Source organism: Faecalibacterium sp. OF03-6AC (assembly GCF_003478175.1).
Taxonomy (GTDB): Bacteria; Bacillota; Clostridia; order Oscillospirales; family Ruminococcaceae; genus Faecalibacterium; species Faecalibacterium taiwanense.
Genome location: NZ_QUEN01000004.1, coordinates 230,422 through 247,315, shown reverse-complemented (window position 1 = coordinate 247,315; position 16,894 = coordinate 230,422). Strand labels below are relative to the sequence as shown.

Here is a 16,894-nt window from a genome sequence, read left to right as displayed (position 1 = left end):
CGGCTTTTGCTTTTTCTATAGAGCATCGTTTCTGCCTGCAATGCTGCGGCCATTCCAAATGATTTACTGGCTGGAATCTGCTGTGCGATAAATTCCGAATGTATTATCCGGTGCGGGCATTTCCACCCGGGAGGCACGATCATTCACAGCCCACATCATCCAGCCCATTGCAGCCAGTGCCGCCAGAATGATGATCCATTTGACAAAATTCGGCAGTTTTTTCATAGAAGATCCTTCAAATCCGTTTTATACTTTATTTTATATTTTACGCTTTTATTCCGGTCTGCAAAGCTTCCGTGCACATCTGAGCAGCTCTTCGGCCTGCTGGCTGTCCAGCTGCTTCACCCATGCACCGCGCGGCACAGCGCCTGCGCCGGTGCTGCCCGCTTCGGCAAAGCTGGCAAGGTCGGAGTCGGTGCGGCTCTGCCATGCGGAAAAGCCTTCCGGTGCAATGTGGCCCCCCAGACGGCAGTCCAGCACAGCCGTTTTACCGGTGGGCCGCCACGGCCTGCCCAGAAACACCGTGCCCGCCGGGCAGTCGTCCGAAACAAAGTCGCAGTCCCAGAACACAAACCCGAGGCCATCGGCACGGCCCGAGGGAGCCGTGACGTAGCTTGCAGGCAGGTGGTTGTTCACGGTGCGGATGGTGCACTGCTCAAACAGAGCGTCCGCGCCGCCAAAAATAAAATCGATATCTCCCGCGATCTCGCAGTGCCGGTAATACTGGGCCGTCGGGCGGCGGGGCGCAAAGCGGCCCGGGCCAAGGAAGCCATCCTTCTCCCGCTCCTTCTCCGGCAGAGGGGCGCAGAACAGCGTATCCTGATTGCCTAGCAGCCGCACATTCTCAAAGAGGGTGTGAGAGCAGTCCACATAAGCCGCCACGGCCTGCCCCACCTTTGCCCCGGGGCCGGCATCGTTTTCAATGGTCAGGTCCTGCACCCGCAGTTCTGTCCCCCGGAAAAACGCGGTATAGCTGCGGAAGGTGTGGGTGGGCCTGCCGTCCGGGTGCGGCAGTTTGCCGCCGTCGCCCCACACGATGCGGGTGCTTTCCATGCCTGCGCCGATCAGGGTGATATCCTGTTTTTCGCACACCAGCTTTTCGCGGTAAACGCCCGGGCCAATGCAGATCTCTGCTGCGCAGGCATAAGGCACGGCCAGCACCGCTTCGGACACCGAAGCAAAATCGCCGCTGCCATCCTGCGCTACGGTTATGGTAAGCATGTTTCTGTCCTCCCGTTTTGTTTCTATGCTTTCATAGTATACCTTCTCCTCCGTCGAAAATCAACGAAGTTTGTATGAACATCAAACGCATTTTTCCAGCCGCAGCACCGCCGCCGTAATGTCGTCCGGCCTGCCGGTCTTCTGGGCGCGCACGCGGGCTGTTTCCACCAGCGTCTTTGCAACTTTTTCCGGCGCTTCTCCTGCCGCAGCAGAAAGCTCCAGCTGCTTTGCCACCCAGCCCGGGCCGTCCACCAGCAGCCCGTCCGAGACCAGCACCGCATAATCGCCCACCGTCAAATGCACCACCCGGCTCTGTCCGTTCACTCCGCCCAGAATGCCCACCGGCAGGCTGGTGTCGCCCACAGCACGCACCCGCCCGCCGTGCACAAGGAAGCCCGGTGCCGCACCGGCCTTGAACAGCCTTGCCGTGCCGGTGTAAAGATCCACGCTGATGAGGTCCAGCGTGGCACCGCTCTCATCCTCACTTTTCAGGGCAAGGGCCACGTTGACCAGCCTTGCCGCCAGCTCTGCGGTAAAGCCCGCCTTGAGCAGCCGGGCCGTCAGCTCGGCGGCAAGGTTGCCATCCACGGCTGCAGGCCTGCCGGTGCCCATGCCGTCGCACAGGATCATCTGCGCTGCCGCCGGGCTGCAGAACTGCTGCACCGCATCGCCGGAAATACTGCCCCGCGCCGCCGCGCCCGCCATGCCGAACACGGCCCGCAGCACAGGCTTTTCGCTGAACAGCAGAGTGGTCATTCCCTTGCAGGAAAGCACCTGCGGCACTTCCAGCGTGCGGCGGCAGATGCGGCCCACCTCCCCGGCCAGCGCGGCCAGCTCCTGCGCCGAGAAGCGGGTGCGCGGCAGCGTGACCGTCGCATGGGTGCGGCCCAGATCATCCAGCGTGACGGCACACTCCTGCGGCGGAGTGCCAAGCTGCGCAAAAAAGTCCGCCACCCGGCCGGATTTATAGGGTTCCGGGTCGCCCGGACGGCCCAGCTGTTCTCCCAACACGCCCAGCGCTTCGGCCACGGCGCTGTACTGCTCGGTCAGGGCAGTGCGCATGGCTTCGGCATGAAGGCGGGCCTCCTTGCGGCTGCGGTACAGCGCAAAGGAGCGGTTTGCCGCTGCGCACAGTGCTGCCGGGTGGATGCACCGGGATAATTGCCCGGGCAATTGAGCCGTTTCCAGCCCGCCGCTGCTTTCCAGCAGAGGGCGCAGTGCTTCCATGCCCTCCAGCGTGGCGGCATACTCCTGCTTCCAGCAGGTATCCCGCCGTCCGCAGTTAAAACAAAGGGTATCATGTGTGTTATCAATTACCCAATGGAAATCCTCACGCCGGTGCGGCAGCGTTTCGTAGACATCGTTCACGGTCTCTGCCAGCGATGCAAGGCTCTGGGACACCTGTTCCAGCCGGGTGGCCGCTGCACTGTACTGCTGCGGCTGGGCCTGCCCTGCCTGCGGCTTTTCTTCCGGCTCCGGCACAAGCCATGCTGCGGGCATGGCCGCTACGGCCGTGATGCCGATGCAGACGTTCAGCAGATATTGGAACGCGCTCCCGGGCGGCTGCACACAGAGTGCACCGGTCACGCAGCCGCCCGCGTAGGCGGCTACCGTTTCCATGCGCCGTCCGGGTGCCAGCACTGCCGCTGCCACCGTGGCACAGGCAAGGCCGGATGCCGCAAAGCTGAGGGCCGGGTCTGCCGCGCACAGCGCAGCGCCCAGCACCGCGCAGGCCGCAAGCGCGGCTTTGGCCTGCCCTTTGCTGCATAAATACAGTTCCAGCGCCGCGCAGACGATCACGCCCGGCAGCAGCTGCCACAGCTGTATGCTGCCCAGTGCCGCCGCTGCGGCCGCACCCACCAGAAGCATCCCGGCACCCGGCTTTTCGGGCGCGAACTGCCGCAGACAAAAGCCCATGGCTGCGGCCAGCAGGGCATCTGCTGCACTGTAAAACACCAGCTCTGCCCCGCCGCCGCCAAAGGCAAAGCACAGCGCCACGCCCACCAGCGTGCCGCAGCCCGCCAGTGCCGCCGGGGTCAGTGTTCTGGCACCCATCCACCGCGCTGCCACTGCAGCACCCAGTGCGCACAGCATACAGACACTGCGCAGCGAGAGTGCCCCAAACCCGTGCAGCAGCACACCCAGCGCCGCACCCGCCGCACAGGGGGCAAAGCAGTCCTCTGCAAAGCCCAGCACAAAGCCCAGACCAAAAGGCATCAGTGCACCGTACAGAACGGCCCAGCCGCCCGCAAATCCCACTGCCACAGCCGCCAGCCTGCGCGCTGCCGGGCGTAGCTCTGCCCGCCGTGCCAGCGCTGCCCGCTGTCTATTCTGCCGCCCGACCGCTGCCAGACCCATCCGCTCTGTCATAAAAACTCCCCGCTTTCCGGCGGGGCGTTGTGGTTCTGTTCCCCGCGCTTTCTGCATATACTGTAGCGCGGGCGCGCGGCGATTTTTGGCGCGGTGCAGTGTTCTGCCGCAAACCGGCCCAAAGACGCAAAAAAGCCCTGCAGCGTTCAAAAATGCTGCAGAGCTTTGTGGTTTTATGGCAAAAATCAGCCGTTCAGCTTTTCAATTGCCGCTTTTACGCGGGCAAGGGTGGTTTCGCGGCCCATCATGCAGGCAAGGTCGGTGCCGCCGCCGGGGGTGCGCTGCTTGCCAGAAAGGGCAATGCCCAGCGGGTACAGCAGCCAGCCGTTCTTCTTGCCCAGCTCCTCAGCCTTGGCCTTGCAGGCATCGAAGACGGCATCGCGATTGCCAAAATCCAGTGCTTCGTCGCTGAGCACAGGCAGCAGGGCTTCCAGTGCCTCCTTGGCGGTCTCCGGGGTGGTCTTCTGCTTCTTGTTGGCGTACATGCTCACATCGTACTCGGGCATCGCATCAAAGAAATCCAGCTGCTCCGGGATCTCGCCCAGCACTTCGCAGCGGGGCTGCAGGTTTGCGCACAGCAGCTTCTTGTCGATGGAGGTGTGCACGGCCTTGTCGATCCACGGCTCCGCCTTCTTCTGGAACTCTTCCGGGGACAGGCGGCGGATATATTCTGCGTTGATGGCCCGCAGCTTGAGGGGATCGAAGATGGCCGGAGACTTGGAGATGCCGTCCGGAGACCAGATCTTGACCAGCTCCGGCAGGGAGAAGATCTCCTGCTCGGCATACTCGCCCTTGGGGCTCCAGCCCAGCAGGCAGATGTAGTTCAGCACGGCCTCGGTCAGGTAGCCCTTTGCTACCAGATCCTGATAGCTGGCATCGCCGTTGCGCTTGGAAAGCTTATTCTGCGCATCCTTCATCACCGGCGGGCAGTGGATATAGGTGGGGATCTCCCAGCCGAACGCCTGATACAGCAGGTTGTACTTAGGGGTGGAGGACAGATACTCGCTGCCGCGGATCACGTGGGTGATGCCCATGAGGTGATCGTCCACCACATTTGCAAAGTTGTAGGTGGGCATGCCGTCGGTCTTGATGAGGATCTGGTCGTCCATCTCGCTGTTGTTCACCTCGATATGACCGTACACCACATCGTCGAAGCCGGTCACGCCCTCGCGAGGGATCTTCTGGCGGATAACATAGGGTTCCCCGGCGGCAAGGCGCTTTTCCACTTCGTCCTTGGGCAGGTCGCGGCAGCATCCGTCATAGTGGGTCATCTCACCGTTGGCGCGCTGCTCGGCGTGCAGGGCCTCCAGACGCTCCTCGGTGCAGAAGCAATAATATGCCTTGCCCTCAGCCACCAGCTGCTCGGCATACTGTTTGAACATGCCCATGCGCTCACTCTGCACATAGGGGCCCACGGGGCCGCCCACGTCCGGGCCTTCGTCCCACAGCAGACCGGTCTCCCGCAGGGTGTTGTAGATGACATCCACAGCGCCCTCCACATAGCGGCCCTGATCGGTATCTTCGATGCGCAGGATGAAGGTGCCATCCTCGTGCTTGGCCATCAGGTAGGTGTACAGGGCAGTGCGCAGGTTGCCAACGTGCATATAACCCGTGGGCGACGGCGCAAAACGGGTGCGGACTTTATTGCTCGGCATAGAAAAACGCTCCTTTATTCTCATGCAAAAAATTTGCGGATAGCTATGTTTTATTGTACTGATTCTGCGCAGTTTTGTCAATGCGGGATAACATCATGCATTCACAGCGCCGCTTTTCTTTTTGTTCGCACTATGCTATACTCAATGCAACAACTCGGAATTTATAAAGGAGAATATTGATGAAACTATTTTTATGTTCGCACTTTTCAAGTGTAGGAAGTCTGATAAAGGAAGAAATTGAAAATAAGAAAGTCGCATTTATTCCAACAGCTTCACTGCGTGAAGGCTACACCGGTTATGTCGGCTCGGCTCGAAAATTATTCAAAAAGTTGGGAGCAATCGTAACTGAAATTGATATTTCAACGGAGGCTTATTCAACGATACAGTCTGTTTTTGAAGATGCGCATGTGATATATTTTACCGGCGGAAATTCTTTTTTCCTTATAGACCAGCTCCGTAAAACGGGAACGGATGAGCTGTTGAAGAAAGAATTGGCAAAGGGAAAACTGATGATTGGTGAATCGGCAGGTGCAATTATATGCGCTCCAAGCATCCAATATATCGAGCAAATGGATGAAAAGCCGGAGGACTACTCACAAGAAGATGATGCAGGGCTTGCTTTGATTGATTTCTATGTTCTTCCGCATTATCTTACAGCACCATTTAAGAAAGTTACCGAGAAAATAATGACTGAGTTTTCGGATTTGAATCTATGCCCAATTAACAACCGTCAGGGAATTGTAATTGATGGTGAAGATTCAAAGGTTATTTGTAAAGACTAATTTGAAAATTCGCGTTTGTGGAGCGAAGCGGAACAATGAAAGCCCCAGTGGGGCTTTTAAGTGACAGAACGGTCTTGCGGCAGCAAGATGGAGGGGCCTCGCCCCGACAAGTTCGCGTTTGTGGAGCGAAGTGGAACAATGAAAGCCCCAGTGGGGCTTTTAAGCGACAGAACGGTCTTGCGGCAGCAAGATGGAGGGGCTTTGCCCCGACAAGTTCGCGTTTGCGCAGCGAAGCGGAACAATAAAGTCCCCAGTGGGGACTTTAAGCGACCGAACGGTCTTGCGGCAGCAAGATGGAGGGGCCTCGCCCCGACAAGTTCCAGTTTGCCGTACAGCACTGAACAGTGGAAAAGCCCCTGCATTCCAAAAACGGATGCAGGGGCTTTCTTTTTGTTTACTTCAGGATAATTTCGCCGTTTTCACCGGCATCCACCACAAGAGTGCTGCCGGAAGCCAGCGTACCGTCGATCAGGCGCTCGGCGGCGGGGTCTTCCACGGCCTTGCGGATGACGCGGCGCAAATCGCGCGCACCAAACTTGCCGCCCTCGGCCTTTTTCACCAGTGCCTTGAGCGCTGCCGGGGTGTAGCTGTAAGCGATGCCCTTGGCCTCCATGCCGGGCTTGTACTCGTCCAGCATCAGGGCCGCAATGCCCTGCAGCGTCTGTTCCGTCAAAGGCTTGAAGGCGATCACTTCATCCACACGGCCAAGGAACTCCGGGCGCAGGAACTGGGCCAGCGCCTTGCGGGTCTTTTCCTCGCTGAGCTGTTCCTCGCTCTTATTGAAGCCAAGCCCACCGGTACTCTGGTCGCTGCTGCCGGCGTTGGAGGTCATGCAGATGACCGTGTTGGAAAAATCCACCGTGCGGCCCTGCGCATCGTTGATCTTGCCCTCGTCCAAAATCTGCAGCAGAATGTTCATCACGTCCGGGTGCGCCTTTTCGATCTCATCGAACAGCACCACGCTGTAGGGGCGGCGGCGCACCTTCTCGGTGAGCTGACCGGCCTCCTCGTAGCCCACATAGCCCGGAGGCGAACCGATCATGCGGGACACCGCGTATTTTTCCATATACTCGCTCATGTCCAGACGGATGAGCGGGTCGGGGCCGTCGAACAGCTGATTTGCCAGCTGTTTGACCAGCTCGGTCTTGCCCACGCCGGTGGGGCCCACAAAGATGAAGCTTGCGGGACGGCGGCGGCCGGAAAGATCGGCGCGGCTACGCTTGATGGCCTGCGCCACCAGATGCACGGCCTCGTCCTGCCCGATGATCTTCTTTTTCAGCTCGCCCTCAAGGTTTGCCAGCTTTGCGAACTCGGTCTCGCGGATCTTCACCGCCGGGATGCCGGTCCACAGTTCAATGACCTTGGCCACATCGTCCATGGTCACCTGAATCTCGCTGGCAGCAGCCTGCTTTGCGGGCAGGTCGGCTTCGAGCTTTGCAATGCGGGTCTTGCGCTCGGCCACGCGCTCGTAGTCGATGGGCTCGTTCACATCCGCATTCTCCATCTCGGCTTCTTCCTGCTTGAGGGCATCCAGCTCCTTCTGCATCCCAAGATACTCGGAAATGACCGGGTGGGCCAGATTGCAGCAGGCGCAGGCTTCGTCCAGCAGGTCGATGGCCTTATCGGGCAGATAACGGTCGGTGATATAGCGCTCACTCAGGGTGACAGTGGCAGAAAGCACATCGGCAGGCACCTGCACATGATGGTGCTGCTCGTAGTAGTGCTTGATGCCGTTCATCACAGCAAGGGTATCGGCCACGCTGGGTTCTTCCACCCGCACGGGCTGGAAACGGCGTTCCAGCGCCTGATCCTTCTCGATATACTTGCGGTACTCGTTGAAGGTGGTGGCACCGATGACCTGAATTTCACCACGGGAGAGGGCGGGCTTCAGGATATTGCCCGCGTTCATGGCACCCTCGCTCTCACCGGCAGAGGTGATAGTGTGGATCTCGTCGATGAACAGGATCACGTTGCCTGCGGCCTTCACCTCGCTCAGCAGGCCCTTGACCCGCTGCTCGAACTGGCCGCGGAACTGGGTGCCTGCCACAAGGCTGGTGAGGTCCAGCAGATAGATCTCCTTATCCTTCAGGCCGATGGGCACATCCCCCTTGGCAATGCGCTCCGCAATGCCCTCGGCAATGGCGGTCTTGCCCACACCGGCTTCGCCGATCAGGCAGGGGTTGTTCTTCTGGCGGCGGCTCAAGATCTGGATTGTGCGGTAAATTTCGCGGTCGCGGCCAATGATATCGTCCAGCTTTCCTTCCCGGGCCTTGCGGGTCAGATTCTCGCAATAGGTATCCAGAAATTTGCGCTTAGGCGGCTTTTTGCCGTTTTTGCGGTCGGCCTTTTTGTCGCCATCCTTCTTCTCGCTGCTGGTAAAGCCCAGCGGGAAGGTGGCATTGCTGCCGGGGATCAGATCTTCGTCCATGCTGTCCGGGTCAGCATCCTCGCCGCCGTTCGCCATGTTCATCATCATGGAGAGCGGGTTTGCATCGCCCATCTCCTCCATCATGCTTTCCATGCGGTTCTCCATGTTATCAAGATCCTGATCCGACATGCCGAACTGCTTCATCAGATCGTCCACCGGCTTGATGTGCAGCTCACGGGCGCAGTGCAGGCAGTAGCCCTCCTGCTTCATCTGACCATTGTCCATCCGCTGGATGAAGATGATCGCCGGACGTTTCTGGCATCGAATACAGACCATAGTTCCTCCTTTATGCAAAACCCTTTACAGGAAAGGGTTGAAGAGATTGAAGATTTTGTAGTAAAGACTGCTGCTCATCACCGTATCGTTGAGCACATTCAGGTTGCCGCCTGTGATGACGATGATGCCCCACAGGATGCACAGCACCAAATAGATATCCAGCAGCGCCGTGGCACCGCCCACAAGCCAGCCAAGGCCGCGGTTTACCGTGCCAATGACCGGCAGCTTGTTCACAAGGCCCAGCACCGTGACCAGCATACTGACCAGCAGGCGCAAAAGCGCGTAGAACAAGAAGAACAGCACCAGCGTGATCACCGGTGTGAGCAGCGGCTGCAGCACGTTTTCCACAATGGAATCGGCCAGCACCACCGCGTTATCGGCCAGCACAGCGCCAATGGAGCGCTCGCAGGCTGCCACGATGGAAGCGCGGAAAGAAGCAGGCAGGAAGCCCGCATACTTTTCCGCAATGCCGGAAAGGTCTACTGCACCGCCCGCAGCAATGTTTGCTGCGATCTGGGTGCGGAAGCCACCTGCCAGCATGTGTTCGAACACCCAGCCGGCGCAGGCAGCGGAAAGCTCCTTGGCCCCCAGCAGACTGAACAGGTTGCCCACCAGCTGCACAATGGACGAAAGAAAGCCCTTGCGCGCATAGCGCACCACCAGAATGATCCATGCTGCCGTGCATATGATATCAAAAAGAAATGACGGATTCTTGAACATACCTTGTTTTCCCTGTTATTTTTATCACTTTCCCCGCAAGAGTGCTATTTCCGCATGATCTTCTCACCCAAAAATCACTGTCCGCTGGAAGCTGTCTGCTCCGGCGGTGTGACCACCTGCACCGTGTTGCCGGTGAACACCAAAATCTGCCTACCCTCAATCAGCGCCCGGGGCCGGGCCGAAAGCGGCTGGCTCCACTGGAACTCGCCCACACTGTTGAAGCGCTCCACCGTGCTGTCGGTGAGCAGGTAGAAGCCGTCGTTCTTTGCCCGGATGATCTGGCTGGCCGAGAGCACGCTGCCGCTGTAACCCACAGTCAGCTCCCCGTCCAGCAGCACCGCCGTGCTGGTCTGGCCATTGCTCAGCAGCAGGGCTGCACCGTTACTGGTGTTGGACACGCTGACGAGGGTGCCGCCGCCAAAATCGTAGCTGGCGCGTTCGCCTGCGCTGCCGCCGCTCGTGTTGTACAGCACGGCGCGGTTCTCATAAAGCACCAGCAAAAAGCCGTTGGACATCCAGCCCATCCACTGGGGCACACTGTTCTCGGAGCCAAGGCATACCGGGTCGCCCTGCGAGAGGGGCAGTACATAAAGGTTCGTGCTCAGCTGGCCGCCCACCGCCGATACAGCGGCCACGGCAAGGCGGCGGCTGTCCGGCGCAAAGGCCATGCGCAGCGGAGTGCCCTGCTCACTGGTCAGGTTCCACACCAGCTGCTGCTGCATACTGGAATTGTAAACGGTCAGCTTTGCCACGCTGTCGGTGCTGTCGGTCACAACAGCCACCTGTCCGGCATCTGCCACGGCGCACAGCGAGATGGTGCTGTCCATGGTTTTGGTATAAAGGTTCTGGGTGCGGCTTTCCACCCGCAGCTCATTGCCGGAGCGGTTGTACAGCACAAAGCGGGTCTTGCCTGCAGCAATGGCCGGGCGGGCATAGCCGCTCTGGATGCTGTTCAGGCGGGTGCCGCCAAGACTGTATACCACGCAGCTGTCGCCGCCCATCTCCACAAAGCTGCCAGACATCTGCGCCACCGCATCCGGGTCGGTGATGCCGGTCTGCTGTGGCCAACCTGCGGCTGGTGCCAGCGCGATGACGGCAGTATCCACAAGGTCTTTTGCGCGCGCAATGGAAGACCCCACTGCGCCGGTGGCAAACAGGACAAGGATGGTCAGCACCGCTACGATGATGACGGTGCGGCGGATGCGCCGTGTGCGCACCCGGGCCCGGGCGGCTTCCAGATATTCGACGCGCCCGGCAGAAAGCGGCTTCCCTTCGGCGGAATGTCCGCCGCGGCGAATTTTGCTCATGAATGGTTCTCCTTACAGATCATACTCCACACACTTCAAAAACAGGCCCTTGGCGGGCAGGGTCGGCCCGGCGCGGCTGCGGTCACGGCTTTCCAGAATGGCGGGAATTTCCGCCGGGTCCAGCCGGCCTGCGCCTGCTTCGCACAAAGTGCCCGCCAGAATGCGCACCATATTGTACAGGTAGCCGTCGGCGGTCACTTCAATGTCGATCTCGTCCCCCTTGCGGGTAACATGACAGTCCGTGATGGTGCGCACGGTATCGCCATGGGCTGCAGCGGAAGAGCCCGCCGCGCACAGGGCCAGAAAATCGTGCCTGCCCACAAACTGCTGTGCCGCCGCCTGCATTCTGGCTTCGTCCAGATGCCGGGGCACCCGGGTGTAATAAGCCGCATCAAAAGGCGAGTCGATGGGGTGGTTGTGGATGCGGTAGAGGTAGGTTTTGGTATGGGCCGCGTACCGGGCGTGGAAGTCCTCCGGCACCACCTGCGCGTCCAGCACCCGGATATCCGGCGGCAGATGCTGGTTCAGCGCCAGCGGCAGCTTTTCCGGCGGAATGCGGGTGTCGGCGTGGAAGTTGAGCTTGAAGCCCAGCGCGTGCACCCCCGCATCGGTGCGGCTGCAGCCCTTGATATCAGGGCGGCTGCCCAGCACGGCCTGCAGCGCGTCCTGAAAGGTTTGGGCCACGCTGCGGCCATTGGGCTGCACCTGAAAGCCGCAGTAGTTCGTGCCGTCGTAGGCAAGGGTAAGTAAAAAGTTCATAGTTTAAATTTAAAATGGCCTCCGCTTTGCTTTGGCCATATTCAGCGGAAAAGAGTTTTTATTTCGCGTCTGTCGCGGCCTGCGGGCCGCGACAGACGCATTTTCACCGGAGGGGCCGCATTGGAAAGCAGCATTTTTCTCCCATCAGAAAAAGTCATTTTCCAAAGTGGGAGGCTATAAGGCCCCCTCCTCGAGGGGTCTGTCGCCGAAGGCGACTGGGGAGTTTTAAAAATTCGGGAACACCAGCCGGGAGGCAAGGATCACTGCAAAGCAGGCGATGCACACGGCAAGGTCGATATAATCCTGCTTTTCGCAGCGCAGCACCTTCAGGCGGGTGCGGCCGTCGCCGCCCCGGTAGCAGCGGCATTCCATGGCCATGGCCAGCTCGTCCGCGCGGCGGAAGGCCGAAATGAACAGCGGGATGAGCACCGGCACCAAGGCTTTTACCCGGTCGGTCATCTTGCCGGTGTCCAGCTGAGCACCGCGGGCTTTCTGGGCGTTCATAATTTTGTCCGTCTCCTCAATGAGGGTGGGGATGAACCGCAGGGCAATGCTCATCATCATCGCCAGCTCGTGCACCGGGAAGTGCAGTTTGCCCAAGGGCTTCAGCAGCTGCTCGATGGCATCCGTGAGCACGATGGGGCTGGTGGTGTAGGTGAGCAGGCTGGTGCCCGCGATGAGCGCCATGACGCGCACCGCCATCAGCACAGCATAGCGCACGCCCTCGGCATAAATGGTCAAAAACCAGATATGCACCAGCGGTTCGCCCTCGCCTGACACAAAGAACAGGTTCAGCACCGCTGTGAATATCACGATGGGCAGGATGGGCTTTAAGCTCTTGAGGATCATTTTGCCGGGAATTTTTGCCACCTTGTACATCACTGCCAAAAACAGGATGGAAAGGGTAAGGCCCAGCGGATTGGAAGCTGCAAACAGCAGCACGATATAGGCGATGGTCAGCACCAGCTTCAGGCGCGGGTCGAACCGGTGCACCAGACTGTCGCCCGGGAAGTGCTGGCCAATGGTGATATCTCTCAGCATCCGGCAGCGCCTCCTTCCTTCTTTGCTTCCCGCGGGAGCACAAGGCTCTCGCCTGCCTCCCGGCGGCGCTTGGCCTCCAGGATCATCTTGACCGCATAGGGGATGGTGTACACATCAGCGGGCACATCCACGCCCATCTCCCGCAGCTTGAGGAAGATCTTCGTCACCTGCGGCACGGAAAGCCCCAGCTCCAGCAGCTCCGGAGCGCGGGCAAAGACTTTTTCCACGGTGTCGTACATGGCAATTTTCTTATTGCTCATCACCAGAACACGGTTGGCGTACTTGGCAATGTCCTCCATGCTGTGGGACACCAGCAGCACGGTGGTTCCGGTCTTTTTGTGGTATTCCTTTACTTCGCTGAGGATGTCGTCCCGTCCCTCCGGGTCAAGGCCCGCAGCAGGCTCGTCCAGCACCAGAATGCGGGGCTTCATGGCCATAACGCCCGCCACGGCCACCCGGCGCTTCTGGCCGCCGGAAAGCTCAAAGGGACTGCGCTCCAGCAGGGCCGGGTCAAGGCCCACGAAATCGGCGGCTTCATGCACGCGGCGGTCGATCTCGGCTTCGTCCAGACCCATGTTCTTGGGGCCGAACGCGATATCTTTATAACAGGTCTCCTCGAACAGCTGGTACTCCGGGTACTGGAACACCAGACCGGTGAGGAAGCGGAAGTCCCGGATCTTCTCCGGATCTTCCCACAGGTCGCGGCCATCGATATAAATTTTGCCGCTGGTAGGCTTGTTCAGGCCGTTCATGTGGGTAATGAGGGTGCTCTTGCCGGAACCGGTGGCCCCGATGATGCCCACAAAGTCGCCCTCTTCCACCGTAAAGCTCACATCGTCCAGCGCAGTGACCGCATTGGGCATGCCGGGGTTGTAGACGTAGCTCAGATGTTCTACTTTGATGATATCTGCCATTTGCGTCTGCCCCCCTTACTGCAAAAGCTCGTACAGAGCCTGTGCGCATTCGCCGGTGTCGATGATGCCTTCCGGCATCGGGATGCCGGCCTTCACCAGCTCATCCCTCAGCTCGGCGGCCTGCGGCACATCCAGATGCAGGGAGCGCACCTTCTCGGTCTGGCTGAACACCTCTTTGGGGGTGCCCTCCATCACCACATGGCCCTTGCTCATCACCAGCACACGGTCTGCCTGCGCAGCTTCCTCCATGTAGTGGGTGATGGACACCACGGTGATGCCCATGTTCCTGTTCAGATAGTGGATGGTCTGCATCACCTGCTCACGACCCCGGGGGTCCAGCATGGCGGTGGCTTCGTCTAAAATCAGGCAGTCCGGCCGCATGGCAACAACGCCTGCAATGGCAACGCGCTGCTTCTGGCCGCCGGAAAGGTTGTGGGGTGCGCGCTCGCGGTACTCATAGATGCCGGCCATCTTCATGGAGTCGTCCACGCGGCGGCGCATCTCTTCGGGCGGCACACCGAGGTTTTCCAGTGCAAAGGCAACGTCTTCCTCCACCACGGTGGCAACGATCTGGTTGTCCGGGTTCTGGAACACCATGCCCACGGTCTGGCGGATATCATAGAGCTTGTCGTCGTCTGCGGTGTCCATGCCCTCCACGTAGACCTTGCCCCTCTCCGGCAGCAGGATCGCGTTGAAGTGCTTTGCCAGCGTGGACTTGCCGCAGCCGTTGGCACCCAGCACGGCCACAAATTCGCCGCGCTTTACTTCCGTTGAGACACCGTCCAGTGCGTAAACCGGCTGGTCGCTGTCGTAGCGGAATTTCAGATTTTGTGCTGTTAAAATCGTCTCTTCCATTTGTGTTTCTCTTTCTGGTGGTGCGCCCCTCTGAAAGGGGCTGTACCCCATTCTATTGAAATTGATTGCTTGTTTATTTTTAGCGGCCTCGCTCTCTCCGTCATTGCTGCGCGATGCCACACTCCCCCTTTTGTCACCTGCGGTGACATCTTCCCCCGGCGCGGGGGAAGTCTTTCCTCAAAGGGAGAGGCCTTGGCAGTACGGCAAAGTTTCCGGTTTTGCCAAGGGCTCCCCCTTTGGGGGAGCTGCTGAGCAACGCGAAGCTGAGAGGGCGAGCCCGTTTACCTCTTTTATTCTTCCCAGATGGCAGTTGCGCCGCAGGGCACCACGCCGCCGGTGGCGGACACCGGCAGGCCGATCTCGTCGCAGGAGGTCTCGCCGCCAAAGCGGGGCACCAGCGTTGTTTTGAGCATATACTCCATGACCGCCGGGGACAGGCCGGTGGTGTAGCTGTTCACTGCAAAAAACAGCGGTGTATCGCTCAGCACCTCTTCGCACTGGCTGATGAGGTCGTAGATGCAGTCCTCCAGCTTCCAGATCTCACCGCCGGGGCCGCGCCCGTAGCTGGGCGGGTCCATGATGATGCCGTCGTAGGTGTTGCCGCGGCGTTTTTCCCGCGCAACGAACTTGGCACAGTCGTCCACCAGCCAGCGGATGGGCCGGTCGGCAAGGCCGCTTGCCGCAGCATTGTCCTTACCCCACGCCACGATGCCCTTGGAGGCATCCACATGGCAGACGGTGGCACCTGCCGCCGCACAGGCCAGCGTGGCACCGCCGGTGTAGCCGAACAGGTTCAGCACCTTTACCGGGCGGCCTGCGGCACGGATCTTTTTGGCGTACCATGCCCAGTTGACAGCCTGCTCCGGGAACACGCCGGTGTGCTTGAAGCCGGTGGGGCTGACGATGAGGGTGAGCTTATCCTCGCCCTCGCCGCAGCTGATCTTCCACTTTTCGGGCAGACGGCGCTTGTACTCCCACTCGCCGCCGCCCTGATTGGAGCGGTGATAAACAGCATCTGCCTTTGCCCACAGCGAGCTTTGCTTGGGCGTTTTCCACACCACCTGCGGGTCCGGTCGGATGAGGATGGTCTCACCCCAGCGCTCCAGACGGTTGCCGTCGGTGGCATCCAGCAGTTCATAGTCTTTCCAGGTATCTGCAGGGCGCATAGCGTCCTCCCTTCTCTTTTATCCGTTTCTTACTGGCCCAGAATGCGCTTGTTGATCTTATCCACGATGCGGTCGGCGCAGCGGTGGATGGCATCCAGATCCTGGCCCTCCACCATCACGCGGATCTTCGGCTCGGTGCCGGACACCCGCACCAGCACGCGGCCCATGCCCATAAGCTTCTGCTGCTCGTTCTCAATGAAACCGGCCAGCACTTCGTCCTCTTTGTAGGCTTTTTTCTGGGCGGCGTTGGCGGTCACATTCACCAGCACCTGCGGATACTGGGCGTAGATGCCGTTCAGCTCGCTCATCTTCTTGCCGCTCTCCGCCAGCAGCTTGAGCAGCTTGCCGGCGGTCAGCTCACCGTCGCCGGTGGTGGCATGGTGCAGCAGGATGACATGGCCGCTCTGCTCGCCGCCGATGGCAAAGCCGTTCTCGCGCATGTTTTCCAACACGTAGCGGTCGCCCACGGCGGTCTTTTCGGTGTTGATGCCCTGACTCTCCATATATTTGATGAAGCCCAGATTGGACATGACCGTAACCACAGCGGTGTCGCCGTCCAGACGGCCTTTTTCCTTCATGGTCATGGCCAGCAGGGCAATGATCTTGTCGCCGTCCATCTCCTGACCCTTTTCGTCGCAGCCAAGGCAGCGGTCGGCATCGCCGTCAAATGCAATGCCGCAGTCAAAGCCACCTTCCACCACGGCCTTTTCCAGATTTTCCAGATGGGTGCTGCCCACGCCCTTGTTAATGTTCTGGCCGTCCGGTGCAATGCCGAGGAAGGTGCACTTTGCGCCCAGACGGGGGAACAGCTTCTGCGCCACAGCGGCAGAAGCACCATTTGCACAGTCGATGCAGACGTTCAGGCCGGTCAGGTCGCCGTGGATGGACTCATACAGGTGATTCACATAGTCCTGCAGGCCGTCATCGCGGCGGTACACACGGCCCACCTCGGCACCGGTCTTCAGCTCAATGCCCGCGCAATCGTTGTCGATGTAGGCTTCGATCTGGTTCTCCACCTCGTCCGGCAGCTTATAGCCGGTACCGGCAAAGATCTTGATGCCGTTAAACTCCATCGGATTGTGGGAGGCAGAGATCACGATGCCGGCATCGGCATTGTACTTGCCCACCAGATAGGCCACAGCGGGCGTGGGCAAAACACCCAGACTTTCCACATCCGCACCCACACTGCACAGACCGGCGGTCAGGGCTGCTTCCAGCATGTCGCCGGACTGGCGGGTGTCCTTGCCGATCAGGATGCGCGGACGGTGGCCGGTGCTGCCGGTCAGCACCGCAGCAGCGCCGCGGCCGATCTTCATTGCCAGCTCACAGGTCAGGTCTGCGCCTGCAACACCGCGCACACCATCGGTTCCAAAATATTTTCCCATAATAATACCCCACTT

General features: G+C 59.7%; 14 protein-coding genes. 1 reads left to right on the top strand and 13 read right to left on the bottom strand.

The features are described 5' to 3' along the window. Positions 1-63 precede the first annotated feature (63 nt). From DXA66_RS14375 to gltX, 4 genes are all read right to left on the bottom strand, one after another. A complete protein-coding gene (locus DXA66_RS14375) occupies positions 64-225 on the bottom strand; it encodes a hypothetical protein (RefSeq protein ID WP_165852638.1) in 162 nt (53 codons plus the stop codon). 48 nt (positions 226-273) lie between these two features. Beyond that, positions 274-1,221, bottom strand: a complete 948-nt coding sequence (locus DXA66_RS06790) for a pectinesterase family protein (RefSeq protein WP_118527739.1) — start codon at positions 1,219-1,221, stop codon at positions 274-276. An 81-nt stretch (positions 1,222-1,302) separates the two neighbouring features. After that, on the bottom strand, positions 1,303-3,591 hold the full coding sequence (locus DXA66_RS06785; protein ID WP_243089046.1) for a PP2C family protein-serine/threonine phosphatase: 2,289 nt from the start codon (positions 3,589-3,591) through the stop codon (positions 1,303-1,305). A gap of 185 nt (positions 3,592-3,776) precedes the next feature. Continuing rightward, the gene (gene gltX / locus DXA66_RS06780; RefSeq protein ID WP_118527735.1) at positions 3,777-5,246 is read right to left on the bottom strand and encodes a glutamate--tRNA ligase; all 1,470 of its coding nucleotides are present in this window, start codon (positions 5,244-5,246) and stop codon (positions 3,777-3,779) included. A gap of 179 nt (positions 5,247-5,425) precedes the next feature. Between gltX and DXA66_RS06775 the strand changes: the two genes are divergently transcribed. Further along, positions 5,426-6,028, top strand: a complete 603-nt coding sequence (locus tag DXA66_RS06775; protein ID WP_118527733.1) for a Type 1 glutamine amidotransferase-like domain-containing protein — start codon at positions 5,426-5,428, stop codon at positions 6,026-6,028. A 394-nt stretch (positions 6,029-6,422) separates the two neighbouring features. Here the strand turns inward: DXA66_RS06775 and DXA66_RS06765 are convergent, their stop codons facing one another. The 9 genes from DXA66_RS06765 to glmM all read right to left on the bottom strand — a co-directional run bounded on the left by DXA66_RS06765 (position 6,423) and on the right by glmM (position 16,879). After that, the gene (locus DXA66_RS06765) at positions 6,423-8,732 is read right to left on the bottom strand and encodes an ATP-dependent Clp protease ATP-binding subunit (protein WP_118527731.1); all 2,310 of its coding nucleotides are present in this window, start codon (positions 8,730-8,732) and stop codon (positions 6,423-6,425) included. Between the two features lie 24 nt (positions 8,733-8,756). Beyond that, positions 8,757-9,452, bottom strand: a complete 696-nt coding sequence (locus DXA66_RS06760) for a hypothetical protein (protein WP_097774251.1) — start codon at positions 9,450-9,452, stop codon at positions 8,757-8,759. 74 nt (positions 9,453-9,526) lie between these two features. Next, complete coding sequence (locus tag DXA66_RS06755; protein ID WP_118527729.1) at positions 9,527-10,759, bottom strand: DUF5711 family protein; 1,233 nt, start codon at positions 10,757-10,759, stop codon at positions 9,527-9,529. A 12-nt stretch (positions 10,760-10,771) separates the two neighbouring features. Further along, complete coding sequence (gene truA / locus DXA66_RS06750; RefSeq protein WP_097776964.1) at positions 10,772-11,518, bottom strand: tRNA pseudouridine(38-40) synthase TruA; 747 nt, start codon at positions 11,516-11,518, stop codon at positions 10,772-10,774. 225 nt (positions 11,519-11,743) lie between these two features. Continuing rightward, the gene (locus tag DXA66_RS06745; RefSeq protein WP_097776963.1) at positions 11,744-12,559 is read right to left on the bottom strand and encodes an energy-coupling factor transporter transmembrane protein EcfT; all 816 of its coding nucleotides are present in this window, start codon (positions 12,557-12,559) and stop codon (positions 11,744-11,746) included. Beyond that, positions 12,553-13,473, bottom strand: a complete 921-nt coding sequence (locus DXA66_RS06740; RefSeq protein WP_005943466.1) for an energy-coupling factor transporter ATPase — start codon at positions 13,471-13,473, stop codon at positions 12,553-12,555. The genes DXA66_RS06745 and DXA66_RS06740 overlap by 7 nt, the downstream gene beginning before the upstream one ends. Before the next feature lie 15 nt (positions 13,474-13,488). Next, complete coding sequence (locus DXA66_RS06735; protein WP_118527727.1) at positions 13,489-14,328, bottom strand: energy-coupling factor transporter ATPase; 840 nt, start codon at positions 14,326-14,328, stop codon at positions 13,489-13,491. Positions 14,329-14,618: 290 nt separating this feature from the next. Beyond that, positions 14,619-15,494: a class I SAM-dependent methyltransferase gene (locus DXA66_RS06730; protein WP_118527725.1), complete on the bottom strand. Its 876-nt coding sequence runs from the start codon at positions 15,492-15,494 to the stop codon at positions 14,619-14,621. Between the two features lie 29 nt (positions 15,495-15,523). Next, the gene (gene glmM / locus DXA66_RS06725) at positions 15,524-16,879 is read right to left on the bottom strand and encodes a phosphoglucosamine mutase (protein ID WP_118527723.1); all 1,356 of its coding nucleotides are present in this window, start codon (positions 16,877-16,879) and stop codon (positions 15,524-15,526) included. Positions 16,880-16,894: the final 15 nt, after the last annotated feature.